The 25,684-nt window shown below is 38.7% G+C and carries 20 protein-coding genes and 1 tRNA gene; 6 read left to right on the forward strand and 15 right to left on the reverse strand.

All coding sequences use genetic code 11. The features are described 5' to 3' along the window. Window positions 1-237: 237 nt before the first annotated feature. The 9 genes from mnhG to BM130_RS09510 form a co-directional block, all read right to left on the reverse strand. The gene (gene mnhG / locus BM130_RS09470; protein WP_010527785.1) at window positions 238-540 is read right to left on the reverse strand and encodes a monovalent cation/H(+) antiporter subunit G; all 303 of its coding nucleotides are present in this window, start codon (window positions 538-540) and stop codon (window positions 238-240) included. Next, window positions 540-824, reverse strand: coding sequence for an MrpF/PhaF family protein (locus tag BM130_RS09475; protein WP_010527786.1), 285 nt, complete (start codon window positions 822-824; stop codon window positions 540-542). Before BM130_RS09475 ends, mnhG begins: the two co-directional genes overlap by 1 nt. Window position 825: 1 nt before the next feature. Next, on the reverse strand, window positions 826-1,143 hold the full coding sequence (locus BM130_RS09480) for a Na+/H+ antiporter subunit E (RefSeq protein ID WP_010527787.1): 318 nt from the start codon (window positions 1,141-1,143) through the stop codon (window positions 826-828). Window positions 1,144-1,180: 37 nt separating this feature from the next. Then, the gene (locus tag BM130_RS09485) at window positions 1,181-2,680 is read right to left on the reverse strand and encodes a proton-conducting transporter transmembrane domain-containing protein (protein WP_010527788.1); all 1,500 of its coding nucleotides are present in this window, start codon (window positions 2,678-2,680) and stop codon (window positions 1,181-1,183) included. Beyond that, on the reverse strand, window positions 2,677-3,030 hold the full coding sequence (locus BM130_RS09490) for an NADH-quinone oxidoreductase subunit K (protein WP_010527789.1): 354 nt from the start codon (window positions 3,028-3,030) through the stop codon (window positions 2,677-2,679). The genes BM130_RS09485 and BM130_RS09490 overlap by 4 nt, the downstream gene beginning before the upstream one ends. Further along, window positions 3,018-3,431 carry an MnhB domain-containing protein gene (locus tag BM130_RS09495; RefSeq protein ID WP_010527790.1) on the reverse strand — a complete coding sequence of 138 codons (414 nt, stop codon included), beginning with the start codon at window positions 3,429-3,431 and terminating at the stop codon, window positions 3,018-3,020. Before BM130_RS09495 ends, BM130_RS09490 begins: the two co-directional genes overlap by 13 nt. Then, window positions 3,431-5,761, reverse strand: coding sequence for a hydrogen gas-evolving membrane-bound hydrogenase subunit E (gene mbhE / locus BM130_RS09500; protein WP_010527791.1), 2,331 nt, complete (start codon window positions 5,759-5,761; stop codon window positions 3,431-3,433). Before mbhE ends, BM130_RS09495 begins: the two co-directional genes overlap by 1 nt. Window positions 5,762-6,008: 247 nt before the next feature. Then, window positions 6,009-7,451, reverse strand: coding sequence for a RapZ C-terminal domain-containing protein (locus tag BM130_RS09505; RefSeq protein ID WP_010527792.1), 1,443 nt, complete (start codon window positions 7,449-7,451; stop codon window positions 6,009-6,011). 73 nt (window positions 7,452-7,524) lie between these two features. After that, window positions 7,525-8,229 carry a DUF554 domain-containing protein gene (locus BM130_RS09510; protein WP_010527793.1) on the reverse strand — a complete coding sequence of 235 codons (705 nt, stop codon included), beginning with the start codon at window positions 8,227-8,229 and terminating at the stop codon, window positions 7,525-7,527. Between the two features lie 526 nt (window positions 8,230-8,755). Between BM130_RS09510 and BM130_RS09515 the strand changes: the two genes are divergently transcribed. Then, window positions 8,756-9,496 carry an SDR family NAD(P)-dependent oxidoreductase gene (locus tag BM130_RS09515; RefSeq protein ID WP_010527794.1) on the forward strand — a complete coding sequence of 247 codons (741 nt, stop codon included), beginning with the start codon at window positions 8,756-8,758 and terminating at the stop codon, window positions 9,494-9,496. Between the two features lie 40 nt (window positions 9,497-9,536). Here BM130_RS09515 and BM130_RS09520 read toward each other — a convergent pair whose 3' ends face one another. Then, a complete protein-coding gene (locus BM130_RS09520) occupies window positions 9,537-11,126 on the reverse strand; it encodes a dipeptidase (protein WP_010527795.1) in 1,590 nt (529 codons plus the stop codon). 131 nt (window positions 11,127-11,257) lie between these two features. On the opposite strand from BM130_RS09520, the gene BM130_RS09525 reads away from it, so the two are divergent. Continuing rightward, the gene (locus BM130_RS09525) at window positions 11,258-12,244 is read left to right on the forward strand and encodes an aldo/keto reductase (protein ID WP_010527796.1); all 987 of its coding nucleotides are present in this window, start codon (window positions 11,258-11,260) and stop codon (window positions 12,242-12,244) included. 17 nt (window positions 12,245-12,261) lie between these two features. Here BM130_RS09525 and BM130_RS09530 read toward each other — a convergent pair whose 3' ends face one another. Together BM130_RS09530 and BM130_RS09535 are read right to left on the reverse strand one after the other, a co-directional pair. Beyond that, entirely contained in the window at window positions 12,262-13,098 is an 837-nt protein-coding gene (locus tag BM130_RS09530) for an N-acetylmuramoyl-L-alanine amidase (RefSeq protein ID WP_010527797.1), read from the reverse strand. Beyond that, entirely contained in the window at window positions 13,095-13,601 is a 507-nt protein-coding gene (locus tag BM130_RS09535) for a holin family protein (RefSeq protein ID WP_010527798.1), read from the reverse strand. Before BM130_RS09535 ends, BM130_RS09530 begins: the two co-directional genes overlap by 4 nt. 307 nt (window positions 13,602-13,908) lie before the next feature. On the opposite strand from BM130_RS09535, the gene BM130_RS09540 reads away from it, so the two are divergent. Then, a tRNA-Leu gene (locus tag BM130_RS09540) sits at window positions 13,909-13,992 on the forward strand. A 56-nt stretch (window positions 13,993-14,048) separates the two neighbouring features. Here BM130_RS09540 and rocD read toward each other — a convergent pair. Both rocD and BM130_RS09550 read right to left on the reverse strand, forming a co-directional pair. Further along, on the reverse strand, window positions 14,049-15,272 hold the full coding sequence (gene rocD, locus BM130_RS09545) for an ornithine--oxo-acid transaminase (protein WP_010527799.1): 1,224 nt from the start codon (window positions 15,270-15,272) through the stop codon (window positions 14,049-14,051). Between the two features lie 103 nt (window positions 15,273-15,375). Beyond that, entirely contained in the window at window positions 15,376-17,787 is a 2,412-nt protein-coding gene (locus BM130_RS09550; protein WP_010527800.1) for a TonB-dependent receptor, read from the reverse strand. Between the two features lie 403 nt (window positions 17,788-18,190). Between BM130_RS09550 and BM130_RS09555 the strand changes: the two genes are divergently transcribed. Next, window positions 18,191-18,772 carry a DUF996 domain-containing protein gene (locus tag BM130_RS09555; RefSeq protein WP_010527801.1) on the forward strand — a complete coding sequence of 194 codons (582 nt, stop codon included), beginning with the start codon at window positions 18,191-18,193 and terminating at the stop codon, window positions 18,770-18,772. Window positions 18,773-19,043: 271 nt separating this feature from the next. Further along, a complete protein-coding gene (locus BM130_RS09560) occupies window positions 19,044-20,312 on the forward strand; it encodes a metallophosphoesterase (protein ID WP_010527802.1) in 1,269 nt (422 codons plus the stop codon). Window positions 20,313-20,332: 20 nt separating this feature from the next. Here BM130_RS09560 and BM130_RS09565 read toward each other — a convergent pair whose 3' ends face one another. Next, window positions 20,333-23,293, reverse strand: coding sequence for a DUF2268 domain-containing putative Zn-dependent protease (locus BM130_RS09565; RefSeq protein WP_010527803.1), 2,961 nt, complete (start codon window positions 23,291-23,293; stop codon window positions 20,333-20,335). Between the two features lie 631 nt (window positions 23,294-23,924). On the opposite strand from BM130_RS09565, the gene BM130_RS09570 reads away from it, so the two are divergent. Further along, entirely contained in the window at window positions 23,925-25,679 is a 1,755-nt protein-coding gene (locus BM130_RS09570) for an Ig-like domain-containing protein (protein WP_010527804.1), read from the forward strand. Window positions 25,680-25,684: the final 5 nt, after the last annotated feature.

Consider the following 25,684-nt stretch of genomic DNA (forward strand, 5'->3'; position numbering starts at 1 on the left):
GAAGGTTAACCATTTGGGTGAAAATTTAAAATTAAATATCGCCTTTAAAATTAATACTTTCAACACAATTATTAATTCCTATTACATAATCCGGGTTTAAAGGTGTGTCACCATTCTCGGCCCCATGATGATTGGAATGGGTGCGAATGGTAAATTTTAGTTTTGAAGGTTTACGAGGTCAGAGTAAAATATTTCCCTATTGATAGCGCGGGGTAATTTCTTTTTGTTCAATGATAATTATTCGGCCTCATCAGTGGTTCCGGGAGTTTTTATATTTCGGGCAACTTTGGCTATAACATGAGAGGCTACGGGTGATAAAAATACTAAAACACCAAATATTATCATTGATTTCAATAATATAATCCAGTCCCTAAAGAGAAGGTTAATACCTATGAGAAGAAGCAATATTCCCATTGATGACACTTTAGTAACGGCGTGCATTCTGGCAAAAAGGTTACTAAAACGCCATATTCCTATGGAGGCAATGAATACTACTATAGCACTGATAAGTAAAATAATACCGGCGATATAATCTATCATTATTTTTTGTTTTGTTTTAGTAAATATCTTGAAATAATCATGGAACTAAATACTAAAATAAAAGAAACAATCAAAACCACATCTAAAAGTAGTTTTTCTCTTGTGAGAAACACATCGCATACCATCATCCCAACAACAATTACTCCTATCTGATCCAGAGCTACAACCCTGTCGGATAATGAAGGCCCTTTGAACAGTCGGTAAAGTGGAAAAAGAATACTGATTGAAAATAGATATAAAGCAACTATAGTCATGAGTGTTAGAAAATCAGTTGAGTTTTCCATATTATAGGGCTTTTGATAGAAATTGTTCAATTTTTTGAGTTACTCTTATAAATTCAGTACGGTCTTTTCGATTTAATAAATGGACAAGAATGGTATTATCATTTTCGTCAATATCGATACTCATCGAACCGGGGGTCATACTGATAAGGTTGAATAATAGTACAATTTGCCACTTTTTTTTTACCGAAGGATGATATTTAACCACTATTCCATCATCCCCACGACTTCCTTTTAGTATTTGATACGATACACCTAATCCTGCATCAATAACTTTAAATGCGTAAAATATAAAGAAGTAGAGAAAATAAATTAATTTCATCACTATTGTCTTTTTGTGGGGAATTTTGCCCAATCCATTAATTTAAAACAAAATCCACATATAGTTGAGGATTCATAAGGCTCTCGGCTGCCAAATAACAATAATCAACTATGGGTGATGCAAAGATACCGCCTAGAACTATTAGCAGAGCCATTCCACCGGAAGATAATGTCATCCATAAAGGATTTTGTTGTATAGACCAATTTTGTTGGGGAATTCGCTTGAGTTTTTTCATATTGTCTTCAGGTTTCCAGAATACTTCTATCCATATTTTAACCATTGAAAAAAGTGTAAAAAAACCAACGAAGAGGGCGATCAAAGCAATTCCTAAGTGGTCGGCTTCAATGCCCGCCTTTATCAATAAAAATTTTCCTACAAAACCGCTTAAAGGCGGTAATCCTGCCAAACTAAAAGCTGAGATAAAGAAAAATATCGCCCATAATGGATGTTTCTTATAAAAACCACCTAAGATTTTAAGGTTAAGCGTTCCTTTTTGATGATATACATACCCTGCAACAAGAAAAGCATTGGTTTTGGATAACATGTTATGGGCCAGGAAATAGATTGCACCGGCAAGACCTGCAATGGTATAAAGCCCAAGTCCCATAACAACATAGCCTACCTGGCTAATTATATGAAAGGATAAAATTTTACGAAATTCAAATTGTGAAGTAGCCGTTATAACGCCAATAACCATACTCAACACTGCTACCCCTAAGATTAATGGTTGCCAAAATTCATGATGTTGATATAAAAATAGACTATAAAATCGGATGAGTGAATAGATTCCTACTTTGGTTAAAAGTCCGGAAAACAAGGCGGTAACAACGGGTGGGGGAGTATGGTAGGACGCCGGCAACCAAAAGAAAAAGGGAACCAATGCGCCTTTAATGGCAAACCCTACAAAAATGAGTATAAAAGCAGGGTTTATTTCGGGCGGCATGGTTTCGTATTTCATGAGTTTGGAAGCGATATCTGCCATATTTAATGAGCCAATTTTCCCGTAAAGCAATCCTATACCAGCAACAAAAAAGAAAGATGAAATAAGGTTTAGAATAAGGTATTTAATCGACCCTTCCAGTTGTTGGCGTTCGCCACCATGACTCATTAAAATAAATGAGGCCATTAGCATTACCTCAAACCAAACGTAAAGATTGAAGATGTCACCGGCAAGAAAACTGCCATTTACCCCCATTAATACTCCAAACGAAAACAGATAATAGCCAAAACTTTTGCGATTCCAATCGACTGAACGAACTGAATAGGCTGTGGTAGCCAAAAATATAAGGGATGCTATTAAAACCATAAATGCACTGAAGCGGTCCGATACCAAAGTAATACCATAAGGTGCCGGCCAATCGCCCATTTGAAGTTTTAACATCCCTTCCCTGGCCGTTTGAGAAAAAAGAAGGATTGATGTTATAACATTCAAAAAAGCAGCCGCAACGGCTATGTATTCCCTTCCCCGGTAATGGCGGAAAAGGAATGCAAAAATCATGAAAGATAGCGGCAAAAATATAGGTAATGATACAATCATTTTTGGTCTGTCTTACTTAGTTGATCTAAATCGTGAGTTCCGGTCTTCTCAAAATATTTATATTTTAACGCCAAAATGTAGGCAGCAATCCCTAATCCTATGACAATGGCTGTTAATATCAATGCTTGGGGTAAAGGATCTAAAATTACCTCCGGATTTGCTACTTCTGACCCTTCGGGAATAAAACTAATTTCATTGCGCTGAATTCCACCGGATAAAAAAATGATAAGATTGGTGGCATTGCTTAGAATTAATACGCCTAAAATTAGCTTTACAATACTTCGTCTTAAAAGCAAATAAACCCCACACGCATATAGAAGCCCAATAAATATGGCTATTATGAATTCCATTTTAGTACATCCATTATGTTAGTAATAATAGAAATAATCATTCCTGTTACCAGAACAAAAACTCCTGTGTCAAATAACAACGGAGTTCCAACATGTATTTTGCCGAGGGTCCCCCAAATGGCAGTCATGGGAGGTAAACCCCAAAATATTGGAATAATGGCTGATATCAGTGACAGCAACAATCCGGTTCCTATAATGTAACGCGGGTTAACAACTATTTTTTTTAACACAGCCTCCGACCCAAAAACAATGGCATACATTAAAAATCCCGAAGCGGCTAATATACCGGCAATAAATCCACCTCCGGGACTGTTGTGCCCTCTTAGCAACAGAAAAAGGGCAAAACCTATCATTACATAAAGAAATAAGGTGGCTATTTTTTCTAATATTAAGTTTCTCATCAGTGTTTATCTTTTCGGTTTATGTCTAACCTTAATAGGGTAAAGACGCCTGCCGCTGCTAGGGCTAATACTGTTATTTCACCTAGCGTATCAAGGGCCCGGAAGTCAACCAAAATCACATTTACGATATTACGTCCGTGCCCTTTTAATAAACTATTTTGAGCAAAATAATCGGAAATAGGTGGTTCTAAGTTAATAAAGCGTGCTTTTAATAATAAGAAAGCAACCATTACTCCAACACCAATGGCTATTAAGCCATCTCTAATTCTTGTTTTGGTTGATGATAAAGTGGCAAAAAGTGGCAAATGGTAAATTACCATGACAAAAATTACCATGATGACCGTCTCAACCAAAAATTGAGTAATGGCCAGGTCAACTGCACCATAAAACATGTATAAAATTGATATGCCGTATCCTAAAACTCCCAATGCTATTATAGCAGAGATTCGGGAACGCGTAAAAACAGCAAACAGAACAGCCAGCATAGAAAAGGTTAATACCATAACAACGTGCCATTTTATGGGACTGGTTTCATATATTGGTATCCAGTCCCCTTTTAGAGTTGCAAGTTGATACATAACTAAGGCAAAAGTTATGGTAAAAAACGTTATTAAGTAATAACGATGATAACCATGTTGAATTCGGTTGGTTTGACGACCGGCGAGGTGTAGATAGTTTTTTATAAGTTGATTAAAGCGTTCGGGAAGATAGTACTGATCAGTCCATCGGATGATTACTTGTACCAAACTTCCTATAGGTTTCCGAAACAGGAATATTACTATCCCCATAGCCACGGTAAAGATGCTAAGTATTAATACTTTATTGAAGCCATGCCATAAGGATAGATGTACATCCACAATTTCACCTTGAATAAAATAAAGTGCATTCGACATAATATTTTCCAGCCATCCGGGGAATAGGCCTAATGTTAAACCAACCAGTGCTAAAGTAACCGGACCGGCAAGAAAATTGCCCGGTAGTGTTTTTTCAGGCTGTTTTAAAGCCACCGTTTGTTTCCCTTTGGGTTGAAGAAAAATTTCATAAAATATTAATAACGATATTGCTACCATTATCATGTTGGATGCTACTCCTAACGGAATTACCAGCCACGAAAGTTCCGGCATCTGTATTTTGGCATCATATATCAGTTCCTTTCCTATAAAACCTAACATTGGCGGAATTCCTGACATACTTAAAAGAGAAAGAATGGCTGCTATACTTGTAACAGGCATTTTTTTCAACAAGCCGGCCAATCGGGCAATATCTCTGGTCCCGGTGTTTTTATCGATGATGCCGGTCATCATGAAAAGACCACCCTTGTATAGTCCGTGAACTATAAAAAAGATTAAAGCTGCCTGAATAGAGGCTGTACTGTTCATGCCAATGAGCAAAACCATAGTACCCAGGGCACTGATGGTAGTAAATGCCAATATTCGTTTTAAATCTTTTTGACCCATCGAATAGAAGGCACCAATAAACATGGTAATTCCTCCGGTTATAACAAAAATAGTCTTCCAGATTATTGTTCCTCCCATTATTGGGTTAAGTCTGAGCAATAAAAAGATACCGGCATTTACCATTGTCGCCGAGTGCAAATAGGCGCTAACAGGTGTAGGTGCATGCATTGCGCCCGGCAGCCAAAAATGAAATGGAAATTGTGCCGACTTAGTTGCAACCGCCACAAATATTAAAACAAAAACCAGGTAATAATTGGAATGTGCCCCAAAACGAAAACCTTGTTGGTAAATATTTGTCAGACTATAAGTTCCGGCCATATTGCCAATCATAATCACCGCAAAAAGAAGACAAAGACCCCCGAATGCGGTTAGCAACAGAGCTTGCAGGGCAGCTTGCCGTGTTTTTTCGTTTTCGTGTTCAAAACCTATGAGGAAAAAAGAAGTGATACTGGTTAGTTCCCAAAAGATAAAAAAGGCAATCAAATTATCAGCGAATACCAGCCCCAGCATGCTCCCCATAAATAATACCAGAAAAAAATAAAATTTTGAACGCCCTGAGTAATGGGCCATATAGAAAGAGGAATACCCCAATACCAGACCGCCTATACCACTAACCATTAATCCAAAAATTAAACTGAGACCATCAAAACGGAATGATAAAGATATTTCCGGCAATAGTTTCAGCCCGGTATCTACAAGATGTGCGGTTTCGTCAGGTAAAAGAAAAAAGAGATAGGATAAAACGGCAAATAAGCCAAAAGGAAAGAGCGCCATTATACGCCCGGTGTAACTTTTTAAAAGTTTACGTAAAAAGGGCGCCAAAAATCCCATTAAAAAGATTAGGCCTATTAATATTATTGATAACTTTTCCATATATGGTATCCCAGGTTTTCAAATTTTAACCGGCTTGCAAAGCTTTTCTTTCTTTTTTGCCGTTCGCTGACATTTGGAACATACAAACTTGTGGCCGGGTTTGGTTTTGCTTTCTTTTTTACTTTTACACTTTTTCCCCATTTATTTAAATTTATCTTATATATGAATCGGTTATAACCGTTAATTGGTGTTTAATTTTGAAATTAAGAAAACATTTCACCTGCGTTATATAAAAAGGTTTATCAATTCATTCTTTTTCATTGGGCCAGGTGAGAACCTCCTGATGTTTTAATACAACATTTATCGGGTATTGTTTTCTCAGGTATGAAGCCAGTTTTTCGGCACAATAGACAGAACGGTGCTGACCGCCAGTACAACCAAAATTGAACATCAAATGTTTAAAGTCTCTTTTCAAATATTTTTGTACCGATTGATCAGCCAATGCAAACACATTCTTTAAAAAATTATCCATTTCATTTTGTCGTTCAAAAAAGGCAATTACATCCGGGTGGCGTCCTGTTTTGTCCTTATATTCATCATATCGTCCGGGATTATGAATACAGCGACAATCAAAGACGAACCCACCACCATGACCTGAGGTGTCAACGGGTATGCCTCTGCGGTAAGAAAAGCTGGTAATTAAAACCGTTAAATTGGCGGTGTTACTAATTTCCTGCAATTTCTTTGATTCAGTAATTTTGTACAGGGCATCGATAAGAGTCGGAAGTGAAACGGGTAGATTAAGTCTTGAGAGAAGGTACTTTAAATTTTCTATGGCATAAGGAATACTTTTAAGAAAATGCTCTTTTTTTTCATAAAAACCTCTAAACCCATAGGCACCCATGGCTTGCATGATACGTATCAGCACATAACCGGAAAAGAAATTTCTAAACTCTTTTTCATTAAACTTTATTTTATTGCCGAGTACCGAAATATAATAATCGAGTAGCTCTTCTCTGGTTTCCGGGGGAATGTCGGCTTTGGCATCGTAAAGAAGAGAGGCCAAATCGTATTGAAGAGCACCTTTACGTCCTCCCTGATAATCAATGAAGGCCGGCCCTTGGGGTGTAACCATTATATTGCGTGATTGGAAATCACGGTAAAGGAAAAAATCGCTTTGAGCCTGTTGTAAATAATCAGAAAATAGATGAAAATCGTCTTCAAGCAATTGTTCGTCAAAGGCAATATTGGCCAGTTTCAGAAAATAGTATTTGAAATAGTGCAGGTCCCACATCATCGACTGTTTATCAAAACTATGTCGGGGATAACAAAGTGAAAAATCCAGGTCCTTTTTGCCTTCTACTTGAAATATCACCAGATTATCAATAACCTTTTTGTAAAAATTGACTATATCTGTTGGTACTTCTTTGCCCCGACGGGTATTGGAAAGCCAGTCGTAAAGTGTGGTATTCCCGAAATCTTCCAGCAAATAATACTCTTCCGAATCATCAATGTAATATATTTCCGGAACTTTTAGTCCTAATGATTTGAAGTGGCGACTAAAAGCATAAAATGCCCTATTTTCCTTTACGTTTCGGTTAATGGCACCTAACGCATAATGTTTAGGGCTTGTCAAACGGTAATAACTCCTCTCTGAACCTGAGGGGGGAAGAGGGGAAAGATTTTCAACCTCTTCGCCTGACCATTCACGAAATATTTTTTTTAGTTGAGCTATATTTTTTTCTTTCAATTCTTTCTGATTTTGATGTTGTTGTGTTACTGTTTAATTGAAATATAATTAAATGGACTTTGTTTTCTGTTTTTCAAAGGAATTCAAAAGGAAAATAACCTTTAAATTTCATCCATGAAAACAGAATTACAAACAATAATGCCGGTAAAAGTTCTGTTACTTTAATTTTGGTGACATTGAGAATATTTAATCCCAGACCAACTAATAAAATGCCCCCTGTTGCACTTAGTTCATCGATAATTGCTTGAGGAAAAAATTGACCTACCCACATGGCAATAACTGTAATACTTCCCTGATAAATTAACAAAGGTATTGCGGAAAATAATACCCCTGCACCCATAGCTGTTGATAAGGCCATGGCAGAAAAACCGTCCAATACCGATTTTGTGATAAGCAATTCCGGACCTTTCCCGATTCCTTCTTCAATGGCCCCTAAAATAGTAAGCGAACCCATACAAAACATTAAAAAAGCTGTGACCAAACCTTCGGTAAACCTTTCATCTTGGAAATGTAATTTTTCTTTGATGGATCCTCCTAAAATATCTGTTTTTTCTTCCAATTTTAATACACTTCCGGTAATAGAGCCAAATAATAGAGCAAGTATTACAGTCAAAATCCATTGACTGTTTAAAAACATGGATATGCCTAATGTTAGTGTAAATAGCCCTATCCCTTGAAATACAGTGCTTACTACTCTTTGGGAAAGTCGGTGTCGAAATATCAATCCTACAACGCTTCCTACCATTACCGTTGCCACATTTATCAGTGTGCCTGTCATTAATTGTTTTTTTCGATGTTATGCAAAAATACTTTACAGGTTTTTAAGAAAAAAGTAAAATGTCGAAAATTCCGGTCGATAAGCATCATTATAGATAATCATGGGCGTAAAACAATCTCATATCAGGCATATAACTTTTTATGTTTGGGGGAAATTTGATCCATAGATAATTTTTATTTCTACATAGCAGCGTTAAGGTAAGATGGGATTTTCCTCTCTTTTTTGGCAGTGCGGTATAATTGGTTATACAGGGCTTGGATTATTTCGAATAATCTTTTTAAGTATATTCGTGTAAAACTTATTGTGGCTAACATTCGTCTTTCTGACTCATAATCAACAAAGTTCATGTTAAAGCATTCGATATTGCTCATGTCCTGATATTAATTGAAGGTGAAGAACACCCTACCTCAAAATCATGAAATTGATAAATTTATCTTCTGCCTGTGCACTTATATTACATGTTCATGTTGCGACAAACTGAAGTTGATTTTGATGGTTTTATAAAAAAATAAACTAGATACTTTTTATGGAAAAGACATTAAAAGAAAAACGTGCTATTGTAACCGGTGGTGCCAAAGGTATAGGTAGAGCTATCGCCATAGCTCTGGAAGAAGCCGGTACGAGGGTATGGGTGGTTGATAAGGATCAAGAGGCATTGGAGCAGCTTCGTCAACACTACCCATGGATTCATACAACTTGTTTGGACTTGGCGGATGCCGATGAGATTGTAAAATTTTTTCGACAGATTGAAATGGAATGGCCAAAGACCGATATCTTGGTAAACAATGCCGGACTGAGCCGGTTTAAACCTCTTACAGAACTTACTGTAGAAGAGTGGGACTACATAATTGACACTAACTTGCGGGCAGCCTTTCTCTGTGCCCGCGAATTTGCCAAAAGACATCCTAAAGGCAGCTACGGACGTATCATTCAAATTGCTTCTACCCGTCATCGGATGTCTGAACCGGGCGGAGAGGCCTATGGCGCTTCCAAAGGAGGGCTGGTATCTTTAACCCATGCCCTGGCCAATTCTTTGTCGGGTACAGGTATTACAGTTAATTGTATCAGCCCGGGTTGGATACATACCGGCGACCCTGAAGAGCTCCGACCTCAGGACCATTCGCAACATCCAAGCGGCAGGGTCGGTAAACCTTCGGATATCGCATCACTGGTGGTATGGCTCTGTCAGCCGGAAAATGATTTCGTAAATGCAGAGAACTTTTACGTAGATGGCGGTATGACACGGAAAATGATTTATTTACCGTAAAAGGTATGGCGGAAAGGCCTCCGCCATACTTGTTAATGATTTAAAATTTTTCATCATATTTAGTCCATAGGAAATCTCCCAGTTTCCAGGCTTCATTCACCACCTTATTACCCCATTCATTGGTAAATCGGGTAAGGTGGTCCCGGGTTTGCTTAGGGCCCATATTCATCGCTTTCTTCTCTGCTTCAACCTGACTTTTAAAGATTTTTTTCTGCAACGGCACCATAACCTTTTCTACATCGTAACGCATCTCGTTCCATCGCTGTGAGGCGAGGGTACTTAAACGGTTAAATGCCCACCATGCCGAGTTACGGCTAAAGCCTTTTCGGCCAGGATATTTATAGGAACCAGGCAAGTCTGTCACGGAACAATAAACGGGAATATAAACCGAGGTAGCCACATTATCCAGGGCCAGCCAAACCAACCCACCAATTTCATTGGGCAGCCAATCTCTGCTTTGAGTGATGGTGGCGTACATAGTATACCAGCGGGCAATAGTTCTTTCGCCTAAATCGCCCCAGCCACCATGGATGTCAAACAAATCGTATGCATCGTAGGGCATAAAGGGACTGGCCAGTGGGTGCGGAATGGTATCCCCATCTTCAGTAACCTTCTTTATATGGCTTATCATATCATAGGGCGTTCCTTCATAATAATCCTTAAATATTTCAATCATTTTTTCCAGCGATACTTTTTCCGCCGGTTTAACAGAGAAAGGATAATCTCTGGCTTCAGGGTCAAGATTAAGCGATGGATTCATCATCGACAATACGCGCCATTCGCGTCGGCGGGCAGCCATCGATTCACGGCTTTCGGGGGCATAGGCATCGGCAAACCGAAATGGTCCGGTGGCTTGGTTCCACCACATGCTGTCTCTTGCCATATCGAATATGTTGTCGGATGCCATAAAATAGTCCGGATTATCAAGGTCAATTTCCTGAATACGTGCTGCATTGGCGTTAACGCTAACATGATCGTCCGGAACACGTTGGGCTACCCAGATGGCACCAACCCGCCCTTTTCCGGGGCCGACAATTTCCATATGCCAAACTTCTTTGGTGTCGGCGATGGTCAAACACTCGCCTGCATCGTTCCATCCGTACTTTTTTAGCAGTTCACCACCGGTTTTAATAGCTTCCCGTGCCGTGGTACATCTTTCTAACATGAGCTGTATTAATCGTTGGCAATCAATAAGTCCCTTGTCAGAGATTAATGATTCCCTACCGCCAAAGGTAGATTCCCCTATGGCCAGTTGTTCGGTATTCATACAGGGATAGGCCGTATTAATATAACCATAGGTCTCTCTCACCTGTGGAATTTCTCCTATGGGCACATGTTTGTAGGCGGGCATGGGACCTGAATCATCTGGTTCTCTTTTATACATTGTAACTTTATCACGTCGTCCATGTCGTTCAGCCGGAACAATATTTATCCAGGCTCTGGTTCGATGGCTGTCATCGGTGTGGGAGGTCATTACAGAACCATCAAAACTAGCCATTTTTCCTACTGTAATCGTTGTACATCCTTCGGGAACACCATTGGCCCAGTCAGGCTTTTCCTGAGCGTACCCTGACCAGTAAACAATTAAAGATAAAACCAATGAGAGAATCAGATGTGAAGAGTAATGCATAACCGATAATCTTTTTAATTTAATTTGTAATGTCAGAAAGGTTTAATAATTGGACAAAAATAACTAATTTCGACAGACCTATAAGATTAAGACGAAATAAATGAATTACATAAACTCAAAATTTTTGTGGTATGGAATATCGTAAATTGTCAGATTCGGATTTGCAACTATCTGCTATCACTTTTGGTGCATGGGCTGCAGGTGGTTGGATGTGGGGAAAAACCGACCGAAAAGAAGCTGTTGATGCCATTAGAGCGGCATGGGATGAAGGTGTTACAAGTATCGATACTGCTCCTATTTACGGACAAGGGACCAGTGAAGAGATTGTTGGTGAAGCCATAAAGGATATTCCTCGGGATAAAATTCAAATTTTAACTAAGTTCGGGCTTCGATGGGATTTGCCTAAGGGTACCTTTTATATGAATACGAAGGATAATAGCGGCAAACCAATTGATGTTTATAAATATGCCGGGAAAGAGAGTGTTATTGAAGAATGTGAAAATAGTCTGAAACGGCTTGGAACCGATTATATTGATCTTTACCAAATTCACTGGCCGGATGTTAGTACACCGGTGGAGGAGACTTTTGAAGCGGTTGAAAAACTTATTCAACAAGGAAAGGTAAGGTATGCCGGAGTATGTAATTATGATGTATCTTTAATGGAAGCTGCCGGAAAATCAGTGAAAATATTATCCAACCAGGTGCCTTTTAGTATGGTGAATCGGGGAATAGAAAAAGAGATTGTTCCCTGGTGTATTCAAAATAATAAATCTGTTTTGGCTTATAGTCCCTTAGAACGAGGATTGCTGACCGGTAAAATTAAACCCGGTTATAAATTTATGGATGGTGATCATCGTCAGTCCCATAAATCGTTTTCCGATGAAAACATTGTTCGAACAAATGAATTTTTAAAGAGTATTCAGCCGATAGCTGACCAAAAAGGAGTATCACTTGCCCAATTGGTTTTGAGATGGACTTTAGACCGTAAAGGGATTACTATTGCTCTTGCCGGAGCAAGAAATGCTGAACAGGCTCGCCAAAATGCCAAAGCTGCCGATGTTCAGCTTAGCAACGATGAAATTGAATTTATCAATCGTCAGTTAGAGGCTCATTTATAATATAAAAAATGTCCGGCTCAAAGTAGGTCAACCCAATGTTGGCTGACCCATCCTTGGATATCTACCTTAACTTTGAGCCAGCCGTTTTTTTCTTCCACAATTTTAAGTTTAGTGCCTTTAGGTAAAGGTTCGGAAACAGTTTGATTATTTACCGAAGGGCCGGTTCTGATATTTAAATAATCGGCCGTTACAATGCCATAATTGGGATTATTATTAATATCTAATTGCACATCTTCATTGCGATAATAAAATAATTTGTTTTTAATTTTTTGAAGCGGAAATGCCGGACCCGGGTCTGTTTTTCGGCCGGGTGCTATATCATCATGTCCAACGATATCTTTAATCGGATATCTTTCCTTGAGTGCCATAACTATTTTTTCTACAATTACAATTTGCTTTTCGGTGAAAGCTTCCCAGGCTTGTTCCTGATTTTTGTGTTTGTGGGTAGCCAAAACTACCTGACTGTTATCAATGCGTTTTCCCCAATAAGTATAGTAGCCATCAACTCTTTTTTCCAGTAATCCGGAATTATCAATTTCTATGCCTATACTAAAGTTATTTAGATTTTTTCTTCCTTGCCATTCACTAATTCCGGCATGCCAGGCTTTTATGTTGAATGGCACCATTTGAACTATTTCACCGTTTTTTCCAATAATAACATGGGCAGAGGCTTTTGATGCAGGGTTTTTTAGCCAATTTACAGAGGATTCCAATGAGCTTCCGCCTGTATAGTGTAAAACAATAACATCTGGAAGCCCTTCACTAAAAGTAGTTCCGTGATTGGGGCTTGCATCAAAGGATATTTGTAGAGACTTGTCTGATGATACCAGACGATGATTTTTTACTGCAATCATCCTCTAACATTTTTTGAAGTTTTTATATTTGGGGTATTGGTGCCGGTAACAAGTCGAGTGAAGCGGTTGCTTGCACCCATTTTTTCAGCTGACCGACTAACACCATAAACGCCCACAACCGTTCCCCAGGCCCACCAGAATTCTTCGGGTAGACTGAGCCGGGGCAAGGCATCTGCCGGGGTCCCGGATATTAAAGCAATAACGGGAACCAATACATGAACTATAAAAATAAAGAGAAGTCCGCCATAGATTATAGAAGGTCGTGCTCTTTTTGTAAAAGCATCGCCTTGTGCCATTTCGGCTTTAATGATGTCTGCTCTGGTTTCTAACTCAGCACGAAAGCTCTCTTCCAGCTCTTTTTCTTTTTGCATTAACAAACTTTGCAATTCTAATTGGAATCGCTGCTTTTCTTCTTTTGAAAGAGAAAATTGGTCAATTACACCTCCTAAACTTTCAATAATATTTGTGAGGCTTCCATTAAAGATGTTTGAGAATATGGACATAAGCTTTTGTTTATGGGGTTAATGGTTTAAGTTCAATTGTTGTTGGTATTTTCAAATTTACTAATATCCTTCTCTGTAAACAATATTTTTGTTCAATATTGTTGTGTGAAAAAAGAAAGTGAGTAACATTTTGGATTTATGTTTTTTGAGCGTAAAATCCGGTTGATTATTTAAGTTTAATTGATGGGCAGTAATACCCTTTTTTAGGGCTTTGTAGCTAAAAAAACGAGAAATAGTATTGGCGAAAAAAATTAAGTTTCTATCTTTGCATCGCTGTTGAAAAGAACAGTATTTTTAGATTTTATTAGCCCGGATGGCGGAATTGGTAGACGCGCTAGTTTCAGGGACTAGTGTTCGCAAGAACGTGCAGGTTCGAGTCCTGTTCCGGGCACAAAAAAGCCGCAACCAAAAAATTAGTTGCGGCTTTTTTAGTGTTTAGGATTCTGTTTATTGGAAATCCATAATAGTTTTCTTTATGATTTCAATGGCTTCTTTAAGTTGTTCTTCAGTAATGATGAGTGGGGGAGCGAATCGAATAATGTGTTGATGAGTGGGTTTGGCAATGAGACCGTTTTCTTTCATGGCAACACAAACATCCCAGGCTTCCTTGCCATTTTGGGGGCGTATTACAATGGCATTTAGCAAGCCTTTTCCTCTTACGAGTTCTATCATGTCAGAGTCAATTTTCTTCATCTCTTCTCTGAAGATGACACCTAGTCGCTCAGCATTTTCGGCCAGGTTTTCATCTTTGACCACCTGAAGGGCTTCTTTGGCTACTTTACATGCCAACGGATTACCTCCATAAGTAGAGCCATGTTCTCCCGGACGAATAACCAGCATTATATCATCATCGGCCAATACTGCAGATACTGGCAACACACCTCCTGAGATGGCTTTGCCAAGAATAAGAATGTCGGGATGTACTCCTTCATGGTCGCAAGCTAACATTTTGCCGGTTCTGGCAATTCCTGTTTGTACCTCGTCGGCCATGAATAATACATTATGCGCTTTACAAAGTTCGAATGCCTTTTTTAAATATCCGTCATCAGGAACAAACACACCTGCTTCTCCTTGTATGGGTTCTACTAAAAATCCTGCAACATTTGGGTCTTTTAACTCCTTTTCCAATGCTTCTGGGTCATTGTAGGGGATGGTAATAAAACCTGGAGTGAACGGACCAAAACCGCTATAACTATCCGGGTCGGTCGACATACTTATGATGGTAATGGTTCGACCATGAAAATTTCCTTCACAAACAATAATTTTAGCCTGATTTTCCGGAATGCCTTTTTTCTCATAGCCCCATCGGCGACATAGTTTTAATGCCGTTTCATCCGCTTCGGCGCCGCTATTCATCATCAATACCTTGTCATAACCAAAATAATTGGATACATATTCTTCAAATTCACCCAATACATTGTTGTAAAAAGCCCTGGACGTTAATGTCAGTTTGGAGGCCTGTTCTTTGAGAGCATTAATAATTCTTGGATGACAGTGACCTTGATTGAGCGCTGAATAAGCCGAGAGAAAATCAAAATAACGCCGGCCTTCTACATCCCATACAAAGACGCCTTCCCCTCGTTCCAGAACGACCGGTAGCGGATGATAATTGTGAGCCCCATACTTTTGTTCTCGTGAAATGTATTCACTGCTTGTCTTGGGTTGTTTCATAGGTGTCTGATTTTTTGATGAATGTTTGATCTTCTTTTCATCAAAATAAAAGAATTAAATTGTAAAAAAGGCTGAAATTTATCACTTAAGCAGAATTTCTTTTCTAAAATCCTATTTTTAATGAAATATTCAAGCGTCTGCCTGTTAAATAGTTGGGAACAGCATATTCCCGGTTGTTGACATCGCTCACCCAAAAATAAGAGATGGTATTGTTTATATCGAAAAGATTAAATATTTCAGCACTTAACCAGGCGGTTTTAAGAAAGTAAATTTGTAAGTTTCGACTCATCCAGGGCAGTAAATCTTTGGAGAAGCCTATGTCTACTCTGCGATAGGGGGGCATCCGAAAGGTTGCCATATACCGCGGGGAGCGTGGTGGGCCAAAAGTTAGTCCCGAACCATAATAAAAACTTAAGTGTACCTTAAACGATGGATTGTTGGGAAGATAATCCTGAAAAAACATTGAAAAGTTAACGCGCTGGTCTGATGGACGAGGTATATATCCCGGCTCCCCTTCTTTTTCCCAGGTATCTGTTAAAATATCTTCTTCTGTGCGTAATAAAGAGAGTGTTGCCCATGACTCAGATCCCGGGACAAATTCACCATGTATTTTGAAATCGGCACCTGTAGCATAGCCTTTGGCTTCGTTTTTACCACTATATATTATGCGGACATTATCTACCTGATAAGGAATAAGGTTATAAAGATATTTATAGTATACCTCTGCTGAAAATTTAAACGGCCGATCCGTTATGGAAAAATAGTGGTCTATCCCGGTCAAAATTTGTCTGGACTTCTGGGATTCCAAAGAGTATATTTCCCCGCTTCTGGCCGGACGGTATTCTTTATAAAAAGGTGGTTGAAAGTACCAACCTCCGCTCAGGCGAAAACGAGTATTGGGCGTTGCATGTGGGTGAAAAGAAAACTGAAATCGAGGGGTGACATGAACAGTGCTTTCATTGTCATACCAAATAACTCTGGTGCCATAGTTCATGCTTATTTTACCCCATGTAGGTGTAAGTGTTGTTTGATGCGCCACGAAAAGTTTTAAATGATGGGTTGTTTGTTGGTGCTGGGTGTTTAGGCTATAACTCAATTCTAAATTGGAATTTCGAGGTATGGAATAACCGGCAGAATCAATCATTTCCCATTCATTTATTCGGTCGTCAAAATATTCTTTTTGCCATTTTAATCCCCATTGAATAGAGTTGGTAGAGTTAATATGATTTATGCCTTTAAGCGAAACTGTGGTTACGGTAGCCAACAAATCGTTCCGCGCATGTTGTAGATATTCGCCCACACCTATCGTGGTCGTTGTTTCAGCATCGTTGGTTCCTTCAATTTCTTGGAGCCAGTATGCACCGGCAATGTCATAAGCTTCATTTTCTAATGCTCTGTAATGGGTAGTTTGAAGTTCATAACGTGCCGATTTATCTGGTTGAAAATTAAGTCTGAGGGCTCCCATTCCTGTCTTGAACCGGTCTTTTTCCTGTCCGGCAAAGTAGATTTTTAATTGTTTTATGTCATTAATGGTTCCGAATGAAGTTTCACGGTCAGATGGGATAAAATTGTACTGATTAAGCGCGTAATAACCTAATGCTTCAATGGAAAATTTGGAGTTGATTTGGTAATTTATGTTTGTCTGGAAATCAGTGAATTCAGGATTATAATCACCTTTGGTATCCAATGAATTTAACAAATATCTATTGGTTTTGTAACGTGCTCCGGCCAGCCAGGTGATTTTTTTGCTGAAGGCACTTCCAATGGTGAAAATATTGGCGCCCAATAAGCTTACGTTGATTCCCGATTCATTGTTTTGTGGTTTTTTGTATTGGACATCCAGAGCCGAACTCATTTTATCACCATATGTTGCACTGAAACCACCGGCTGAAAAGTATACCGATTCAGTCAAATCAGGATTTATAATACTGAGCCCTTCCTGCTGCCCACTTCTTATTAACTGTGGACGAAATATTTCGAACCCGTTAAGATATACCAAATTTTCATCGAAATTACCGCCTCTTACCCGGTACTGACTACTTAATTCATTATTTGCGGCGACGCCCATCTGAGAACGGATCAACCCTTCGATTGCCGGACCGGCAGGAGAGGAGAGATAAGGGGTAAGGTCTGCATTTATTTTAATGGCTGACTGGTCATTAGCTTTCGGTTCTGAAATTTTTACTTCATTGAGCTCTCTGATTCGTGTTTGCAAAACAATTTTTAAAGGCTTTATATCCAGGTCTTTTTGCTGAATGGTTAGTTGCCCGGGAAGGTATTCAATATGGGATATTTGAAGATTTATTGGAAATTCAGCTCTCAATATTAATTCAAAAGAACCATCTTTATTGGTTGTTGTTCCTTTAGACGAATCTATAGCAATAATGTGAGCTTTTTCAATAGGTTCTTCTTGTTCCGATACAATTTTCCCCTTAATGATAATTTTTTCCTGACCGTAAATAGTCAGAACATTAATTATTAATAGCGTTAGAAGGAGGTTATGTTTAAAAGACATAAGGAGATAAATCTTCTTGTTGTTTTAACGCAAAAATAGAGAAATTATTGAGGATGCCCCTATGTGATAAGCTTTCTGATTTTTGTTGACTGTCAAAGCCGATTGTTAGGCTTTTATAAAGCCAATGGCCTGTGTCTCAAATTTTGTGAAGCTATTTAAATGGTTTAATCACTTTAGCTTTAGTCTTTTAAAATTTGTTGCGTTCTACAAATATTGTTTTTAACTTCCATACATAATTTAGTTTTTTTTGAGGTTGGTTTAAGGTTTTACTTGAAACAATACTAACAAAGACGAATTTTTCGGCAGCGAGAAGGGGAATATTGAAATTTAAGTAAACAATCGTTCAATAGAATTCAAAGAATAATACCACATAAAGATTGTTAATTTAAAATTTAAATTAGTTATGAAAAAACAAGCAATTAACTTAGGGCGTATTGGTATATTGTTGCCCATAGCAACTATTATACCTATAATAAATTTTTTTGTTGGAATCGCTGTCATAGTTCTTTTATTATTATCGCATTATCATTTTTCAAAGCATTACAATAATCCGGCAATTTTTAAAAATGCCCTAACCGGTTTTATTGTGCAGGTAATTTCAGTATTGGTTGGTTCAATTATATTAGGGGTTGCTATTGGTAGTGCCGCTGTTGGACTTTCATCAGGTGGTGGCATTGATCCAGCAAATATTCAAAATATAACCGGTTTACTTTTTGAAAATGGTGCCACCATTATAGGTGGTTTGGTAATGCTTGTCGGACTTATTATTGGTTTTTACTTTTTTGGGAAGTCTTTAAAATTGTTGGCCCAACATACGGGAGTGAAGCATTTTAAAACGGCAGGAATGCTTTACTTTATCGGGGCTATTGGAATTATTATATTTTTTATAGGTTCAATAATCATTTTCATTGGTTGGATAATGCATATTATTGCTTATTTTACTGTGCAGCCAGAAGAAGCATTTTCTGAAAAGGCCGCTGTTTAAGTTTCTTTCCAATTTTTTCTATTGTTGTTTCCTGTTTTTCCCCGGTAATTTTGATGGTCTCATTTGAGGCAATAATTACCGGGGTTAAAATTATATTTCTTTAGTTATCCGTTTTAATTATTAATTGTTTTACAAAATTTTAACAATCGTTTTAGCTCTCTTTCTTTTTGCTATGTTAGATTTGTCAGCCTAAAATTCATCAAATTACGCTTTGTTTAAAATTACATTGCATGGTGGTGGTATGGTTTTAGTAATTTAAAATAGGAAAAGAATGAGATACCAGATGATGTTTTTGTGGGTATTATTATTGTTTGTTGTTGGCACTGATTGGTTACTTTGGAAGCATTGGAAGAATTCTGGAATTTCAAATAAAAATGCACTAAATAATTGGATTAAGATTATTGCATTTATTATAAGTCCTATTGTTTTTTTGAGTGGCTTCTTTATTTTTGGAAAAACAATTCCTAATGCCCAAAGTTATCATTCTTTTAATGCTTTTAGCTATTTTCTGGCGACATTTCTTTTGGTTTATCTTCCAAAATTTATCTATCTGTTGGTTATTGGAATCGGAGAGCTAATGGGTTTATTTGTTAGTCGAAAAGCCAATACTCATACCAAGCGACATTATCCATCCATTACAAGGGCTAGATTTTTAAGTCAGTTAGGAATTATTTTGGCAACAGCGCCTTTTGTGACGATTCTTTTTGGTGTTCTTAAAGGACGTTTTGCTTTTTATGCCCGGCCTGTAAAGCTTTCTTTTCCCAATCTTCCTGCCGCGTTTAACAATTTGCGTATCGTGCAAATTTCCGATTTGCATTTGGGGAGTTTTGGCAATAATAGGAAAGCACTTCTTGAGGCTATTGACTTAATTAATGCTCAACAGCCTGATATGGTAGTTTTTACTGGTGATCTTGTTAATAATTTTGCCGGTGAAACCGATGGGTGGGAAAATATTTTGAGAGGTATTAATGCTCCTTTGGGTAAATATGCAATATTAGGAAATCATGATTACGGAGACTATAGCTCATGGCCGTCGCCGGAGATGAAACAAGCCAATTTTCAGGGAATTTTGTCTGCATTTGAACGTTTTGGATTCAAGCTGTTGAGGAACGAGTCTGTTTTAATTGAAAAGGGAGGCGAAAGTTTTGTTTTAAGTGGTGTGGAAAATTGGGGGCGACCGCCCTTCCCGCAATATGGTGATTTGGAGAAAGCATGGTCGAACGCCAGGAAGGCATCCTTTAAATTGTTGCTTTCGCATGACCCTGACCACTGGGATGCTGAAGTTGTTGGTAAAAAGAATTATGACCTTACGCTTTCGGGTCATACCCATGGCATGCAATTCGGTGTGGAGTTGGGAAAATTTTCCTGGAGCCCCGCCAAGTATAGGTTTAAACGGTGGGCAGGTCTTTATCGCGAGGGTAAGCAATTTTTGTATGTTAACCGTGGATTAGGTTATCTGGGTATGCCTGCGCGGGTAGGAATGCCACCAGAGATTACTGTTTTTGAGTTGCATCGGGGACCATTAATGGGTGAAGGCTAGTCGCCTGAACAATTTAGGATTTATTTTTTTCCAACCAGAAAATTGTTAAAACTGGTTGAAATTATCACCTCATGAAACAATGAATTGTCTACTTCCCTAAATCCTCCCCTGTACCCGATGGTGAACGGAAGAATAAACCGAAAGGCGTGAAGGTCACTTAACAATTCAATTCCTGTTGAGGTATAGGTGTTAGAATATCTGTAAATTGTTTTTGAATCTTTTTCCTGCAGTTGGTATTTTGCCACGGCCAAATCGAAAAACAGATGCAGCCGGAAACGTTTAATGTATAAAACGCCCGGAAGTGACCAATCGGGATTCCAGAGAGGCATTTGGTAGGTACCATTAAAAATATACATTTCATCATTGTAAATACTATTATATCCCCGTGGCATATCTAAAAGGTCGTTAAATTTTAAATAAGTTAGATAGTTCGATTCTGAACTGATGGTATCACCGCCAATTTTCTTTTGCCACTGATTATCCACCACCAATGAGTGATGCTTCCCAATACCCGGGAAATAGAGCCGACTGCTAATGCCGTAATTTTCTCCGGCGTTGTAGTTGCCCCAGGGGGTATGTCGGTAAAGAAGACTAACACTTTGTCCAAAGCGGGTATTTACATCTCTGTTGGTTCCCCTCAACTTATTGTGGAAATAAAGTGAATATTCCATTCCCCGGTAGTTGATATCCGGTAATTTTATCAGATTTTTATCGGTGGGGGTTGAAAAGTTCACCAAATAGGTATATATGTTTTGAATATAGTTTTGGTTGCTAATACTCTGCGATTCCAGTTGTGTTTCAACCTGGAAATAACGTTGCCATTTGCCGCGACTTAGGTACAAAGGAATTTTCGCACCTACTTCTATGTTAAGATGTTTTTCCTTTCCTAACTGGTCTATTGTATAGAAACCATTATTGATTTGGTATTGATTACTGAATGTTTCCTTATAGTCGCCCCATTTAATATCAAAATCTATTATGGGGAACCAGCCGCGCCAGGAAAATCCTACATGGTATTTTTCGTAGCTCTTGGAGTTGGCTGCGTTATAACCTGCGGTAACAATGGCAGTACCTAAAAGATTTTGACTCATTAACGAAATGCCGGGATATATTTCAGAATCATCTATGTTTACGTATGCCGGGGCCCAGGAATGTATATTTAAAAGGTTCCATTTACTGTAAGATTTTATTTCCGGTGTTTTATGGATGGAATATTCTGTGTCTCTTTTCTCTTGTTTTGTTAATTGTTTTACAAGAGGGTTGGTCAAGTCTGCCGGCTTAACCTCAGTTTCCCAGGATTGTTGGGCAGGAATTTTTACCAGTCGGTAACCTTTGGCTGAATAATCACAATATAAGAGGGTGTCTTTGTTTAAAATAGCCGGATAGGTAGCCCCGAAACGGGATTGGGTTACTTGTGTCGTTTTACCGGTTAGAGTAGAAAGACGAAAAATTTCTTCGGAATTTGGTATTGAAGCTGTAAACCATACATAATCACCTTTTTTGGTGGGATATTTGGGCTCATCAAATGATGGGTTGCGAAGTGTTTTCCATGTGTCGTTTTTTGTGTTGAGCGTAGCTATGCTTTTGCCTGAGTTTGTAAAAAGAACCATCACCAATTCATCTTGTTTGTCGGTCCAGGAAGGATGCATGGGAAAAGCATTTTCTGGTGTCGCAATTTTTTTTATGGTTTCGCCTGAGGGAATATCAATAAGCGAAATGAAGAACCGGTAGTTGGTAGTACATTCTACAACTGCCAAAGTATCCGAATAAGACGAAAGGGTAGGCGAGAAGTATCGTGATTTGGCGGTTAGATTTTTTGTTTTACCCTCTATACGGTCAAATAACCTGACAATGGAATAGTCGGCATTTTCCCATCGGATGTGAGGTTGCAGTTCGGTCCAGGCAATCCACCGTTCATTGGCAGTGATGGGATCACTGTTTCGAAATCCTGTATAAACTATGTTTTTTTTATCCCCATTGGGCAAAATTTGTACAATTCTAGTGCGTTGCCCCGGTCCGTCAATTTGAGCAAAAACTTCATCCCGTGCGGTAACAACGGGATATTCTATAGTTGTATAATCATCATCCCCTTTAGCGATAATCCGGTATTTTGAAGAAGTTAAGTTCAAATCATAATTTCGCCATTCTGTCGTTAAGCTGTCAAAAACAGCGTTATAAAGCAGGCGTTGATTGCGGAAACCCGTTTTTCTTATAGCTTTACGAAAAGGAGTTAACGACCAACTGTTGCGGCCAGTATTGTCAAGAACGTCTGACCAGAGATCTGCACCATAACGTCGTCGAACTTCGGCCGTAAAATGATAACCTAATTTATAATAATCAGGAATATAATCTCTATAAGAGCCCAGGTAAGCTTTGTCAAATGAATCATATCCGTACTCAATCAGTCTGGCCTTTAATGGTTGAGTAAATACGGGAAGTCTTCCTCTTCCGCTTTTCGACAGGGTTGTTTCCGTAATGACAGCATCGCCTTCCATAAACCATAGAGGGACATACAAGCCCAGAACTGCCCCGGTAGCTTGCTGCCCCGTGAACCATGACCCAAATTTGGTAAATCCTTGCCTTAACTTATCGATTTGTACAACATGACGATATTCATGGATGGCCAGTTGTTCAAGCCAGTCTGTACTGTAATTTTCCTGGTCGGGTGTAGGATATAATTCAATTCGGCGGGGTGCCCACGACACAAAACCGTTGCTATAGGCGGACCGACCGTGAATTAAAATGTTAATTTTTCTCGGACGATGGTGTAGCAATGCCTCTACTTTGGGAGCAATGCTATCCAAATAAAAACTTAAATCCAATGCTGCCCGGGAAAACTCTTCTGGAAATACCAACCTGAAACGGTCGGTGTTGATTTGTTTCCATTTGATTGATGCAGGGTCGGTGCCTGATGTATAGTATTGACCAAAAATCGGTAACGTTGAAAAAAGTAAGATGACAGCCACCGGGAGTTTTTGCATAATATGTGTGTTTTTTAAATTCTTAACCATAAAAATCTTTCAAGCTTTAGTTGCGTGGGTTAGTAATTAAAATTTGAACCAGCCGGAAAATAGCATTTCTTTAAAAACAACCATGGTCTCTCTTTGCCGTAACAAAAATATGTTAATTCTGTCAGGCGAGGATCATTTGATTAGTGAATTAGATAATAAAAGTATGTACAAACTAATTGTTAGCGATAAAGGTTTTCCAATTCCCAATTTTACAGTGTAAAAGTAATTTTTTAAGGGAATTTACAAAACTGGTCATTTTGGTTTTTTTTGGAAAAAGTTTAAATTATTTCATTTTTTTTTTAAAATGCATAACATTTTGAGCGAGTGTGCGTATTAATGAAATAGGCTTTAATATCTTGAACATTGGAGTTATTCCAACTTTCATGGATACTTGGGTACGATTTTCTTGAATATTTTTAAAAATATCCTTCCTTACCCCGGTCATTTTCTTTTTATTGACATTATGAATTAGGTTGTCAGACCTCTAGGACGTTGAAGCGGATATCAGGTTTAAAGACTTTTTCCACGCTAATGATTAAAACGAATCCCTATCTAATATTTAAATTCCATTTAATCCATTAACTTAGAAAATAATGTAGACATGAAAACTTCACTTCCACTTTTCAGCTTGTTTTTTCTTTTGCTATTGTGGTGTTGTTCAGACAATGGCGAGGAAAATGAACCTGAACCTCAGGCGCCTAAAATAACTATTGTATCACCTGACGATGGGGCCCAATTCCAAAAAGGAGATATAATTTCTTTTAAAATTGAAGCATCGGATTCAGATGGGGAAATTTTACAGGTTGATCTTTTTTTTAACGGTAATAGTGTGCACTATTGGGAGTCGGAACCATATACGGTTGAATGGGATTCAAATGATGATTTGAATATTGGTGAAAACATTATTAAAGCAACAGTAGAGGATAACCAAGGAAAATCTGCATCAGTTTCCATTACTATTTCGATTACAGAGCCTGCTTATGTTATTAATGGAATTTTGAAATCGGCTGAAACCAATACTTTTCTGGAAAATATTGAGATTCTTTTTGGCGATTTATCCACAACCACCGATGCCGAGGGAAAATTCTCTTTCGAAACCAATGAAGCAGGATTGGGGACTTTGTCTTCCGACGTTAACGATGATTATATCCCCGTACAATATTCCCGGGAATTTGAAGGCGATGAGACTTATGATATTTCGTTGATGGCTTATCCCAAAGTGTCGGGAATCAATGCTAAGGGTTCTGATTTTATTAAGGGTGTATCTCTCTTCGACGCCGGTCCCTGGATGGGGCAGGACCTCTATCCGGAAGCTTTTGAGCAAACTTTCGACCGTCTTGAGGATATGAACGCCAATACCGTGACGGTATTCGACCCGGTCTTTGTTACTGTGGTGGGAGAAGATTCCGTAGCCATGAGTACATCTGCCAATACCCAATATGACTGGGATATGTTGAGTCAAAGCCAGTATCAAACCCTTTCGGATGAAGCTTCTGAAAGAAACCTGAATATGATGTATTGGTTTGGCGTATGGCCTCAGGAAGAAGAGCAGCTGGACGGAAAATCATTTAACGAAATTGTTTTTAGTGGCCAACAGTTAAGTGACGATTTTTGGGAAGACTGGTTCTCGGAATATTCCAGAATATTGAAAGAATATGCCCAAACCGCTGAATCCAAAGGGGTGGAATGGATCTCTCTGGGACACGGCCTCTCATATGCTACTGCCCCGGATGCCTTTAGCTCAGAGACACTTTACGAAAGCCATTGGAATGAACTCATGAATGAGGTGCGAAGTGTCTATAGCGGGAAAATTGCTTATTTCGGAGTGGCCAGACCCTTTACCGCAATAAATTACGAGGGAAGTTCCGAGTGGCAATATTTTGAAGATGATAGCTATACCGACAGCTTTGTGGCGCTGTTTGATGCCTTTGGCATTGTGGTGTCCAGTGTTACCGAGATTACCAATCCCTCTGTATCTCAAATTAAGGATGCCATGAACGGCATTTTAAACCATTTCTCAGGATTTAGTAAGCCTTTGATTGTATGGGTGTGGGCACCTTCGGTCGATGGGGCTGCCAATACCTACGGGCATCTCGAACCGGTACTGGATGTTTCCGTTGCTGCCAATAACTGGAATGTTGATTTTTACGAGCAGGCCGACCTTTATCATGGCATACTTCAGGCTGTGAACGAAAGCAGTGTGAATATTCAAGGGGTAATATCGCATGGATATATGTACTACGACCGCTTCACCAAGTATGAACCGAGAGATATGAATACCGCCTTTGAAAAGTCTGCTTCGGTAAGAGGTAAACCGGCCGAGGAAATTATCAGATATTGGTTTAATGAGTTTTAACCATC

Source organism: Thermophagus xiamenensis (genome assembly GCF_900112795.1).
Taxonomy (GTDB): domain Bacteria; phylum Bacteroidota; class Bacteroidia; order Bacteroidales; family Marinilabiliaceae; genus Thermophagus; species Thermophagus xiamenensis.

What these genes read in the sequence shown, in the direction of transcription:
- BM130_RS09530 (WP_010527797.1), bottom strand. Translation starts at nt 13,098, where the DNA reads ATGATTGCAGTAAAAAATCATCGTCTGGTATCATCAGACAAGTCTCTA.
- BM130_RS09480 (WP_010527787.1), bottom strand. Translation starts at nt 1,143, where the DNA reads ATGAAATTAATTTATTTTCTCTACTTCTTTATATTTTACGCATTTAAA.
- BM130_RS09520 (WP_010527795.1), bottom strand. Translation starts at nt 11,126, where the DNA reads ATGCATTACTCTTCACATCTGATTCTCTCATTGGTTTTATCTTTAATT.
- BM130_RS09535 (WP_010527798.1), bottom strand. Translation starts at nt 13,601, where the DNA reads ATGTCCATATTCTCAAACATCTTTAATGGAAGCCTCACAAATATTATT.
- BM130_RS09565 (WP_010527803.1), bottom strand. Translation starts at nt 23,293, where the DNA reads ATGCAAAAACTCCCGGTGGCTGTCATCTTACTTTTTTCAACGTTACCG.
- BM130_RS09555 (WP_010527801.1), top strand. Translation starts at nt 18,191, where the DNA reads ATGAAAAAACAAGCAATTAACTTAGGGCGTATTGGTATATTGTTGCCC.
- BM130_RS09475 (WP_010527786.1), bottom strand. Translation starts at nt 824, where the DNA reads ATGGAAAACTCAACTGATTTTCTAACACTCATGACTATAGTTGCTTTA.
- BM130_RS09495 (WP_010527790.1), bottom strand. Translation starts at nt 3,431, where the DNA reads ATGAGAAACTTAATATTAGAAAAAATAGCCACCTTATTTCTTTATGTA.
- BM130_RS09515 (WP_010527794.1), top strand. Translation starts at nt 8,756, where the DNA reads ATGGAAAAGACATTAAAAGAAAAACGTGCTATTGTAACCGGTGGTGCC.
- BM130_RS09560 (WP_010527802.1), top strand. Translation starts at nt 19,044, where the DNA reads ATGAGATACCAGATGATGTTTTTGTGGGTATTATTATTGTTTGTTGTT.
- rocD (WP_010527799.1), bottom strand. Translation starts at nt 15,272, where the DNA reads ATGAAACAACCCAAGACAAGCAGTGAATACATTTCACGAGAACAAAAG.
- mbhE (WP_010527791.1), bottom strand. Translation starts at nt 5,761, where the DNA reads ATGGAAAAGTTATCAATAATATTAATAGGCCTAATCTTTTTAATGGGA.
- BM130_RS09490 (WP_010527789.1), bottom strand. Translation starts at nt 3,030, where the DNA reads ATGGAATTCATAATAGCCATATTTATTGGGCTTCTATATGCGTGTGGG.
- BM130_RS09570 (WP_010527804.1), top strand. Translation starts at nt 23,925, where the DNA reads ATGAAAACTTCACTTCCACTTTTCAGCTTGTTTTTTCTTTTGCTATTG.
- BM130_RS09485 (WP_010527788.1), bottom strand. Translation starts at nt 2,680, where the DNA reads ATGATTGTATCATTACCTATATTTTTGCCGCTATCTTTCATGATTTTT.
- mnhG (WP_010527785.1), bottom strand. Translation starts at nt 540, where the DNA reads ATGATAGATTATATCGCCGGTATTATTTTACTTATCAGTGCTATAGTA.
- BM130_RS09525 (WP_010527796.1), top strand. Translation starts at nt 11,258, where the DNA reads ATGGAATATCGTAAATTGTCAGATTCGGATTTGCAACTATCTGCTATC.
- BM130_RS09510 (WP_010527793.1), bottom strand. Translation starts at nt 8,229, where the DNA reads ATGACAGGCACACTGATAAATGTGGCAACGGTAATGGTAGGAAGCGTT.
- BM130_RS09550 (WP_010527800.1), bottom strand. Translation starts at nt 17,787, where the DNA reads ATGTCTTTTAAACATAACCTCCTTCTAACGCTATTAATAATTAATGTT.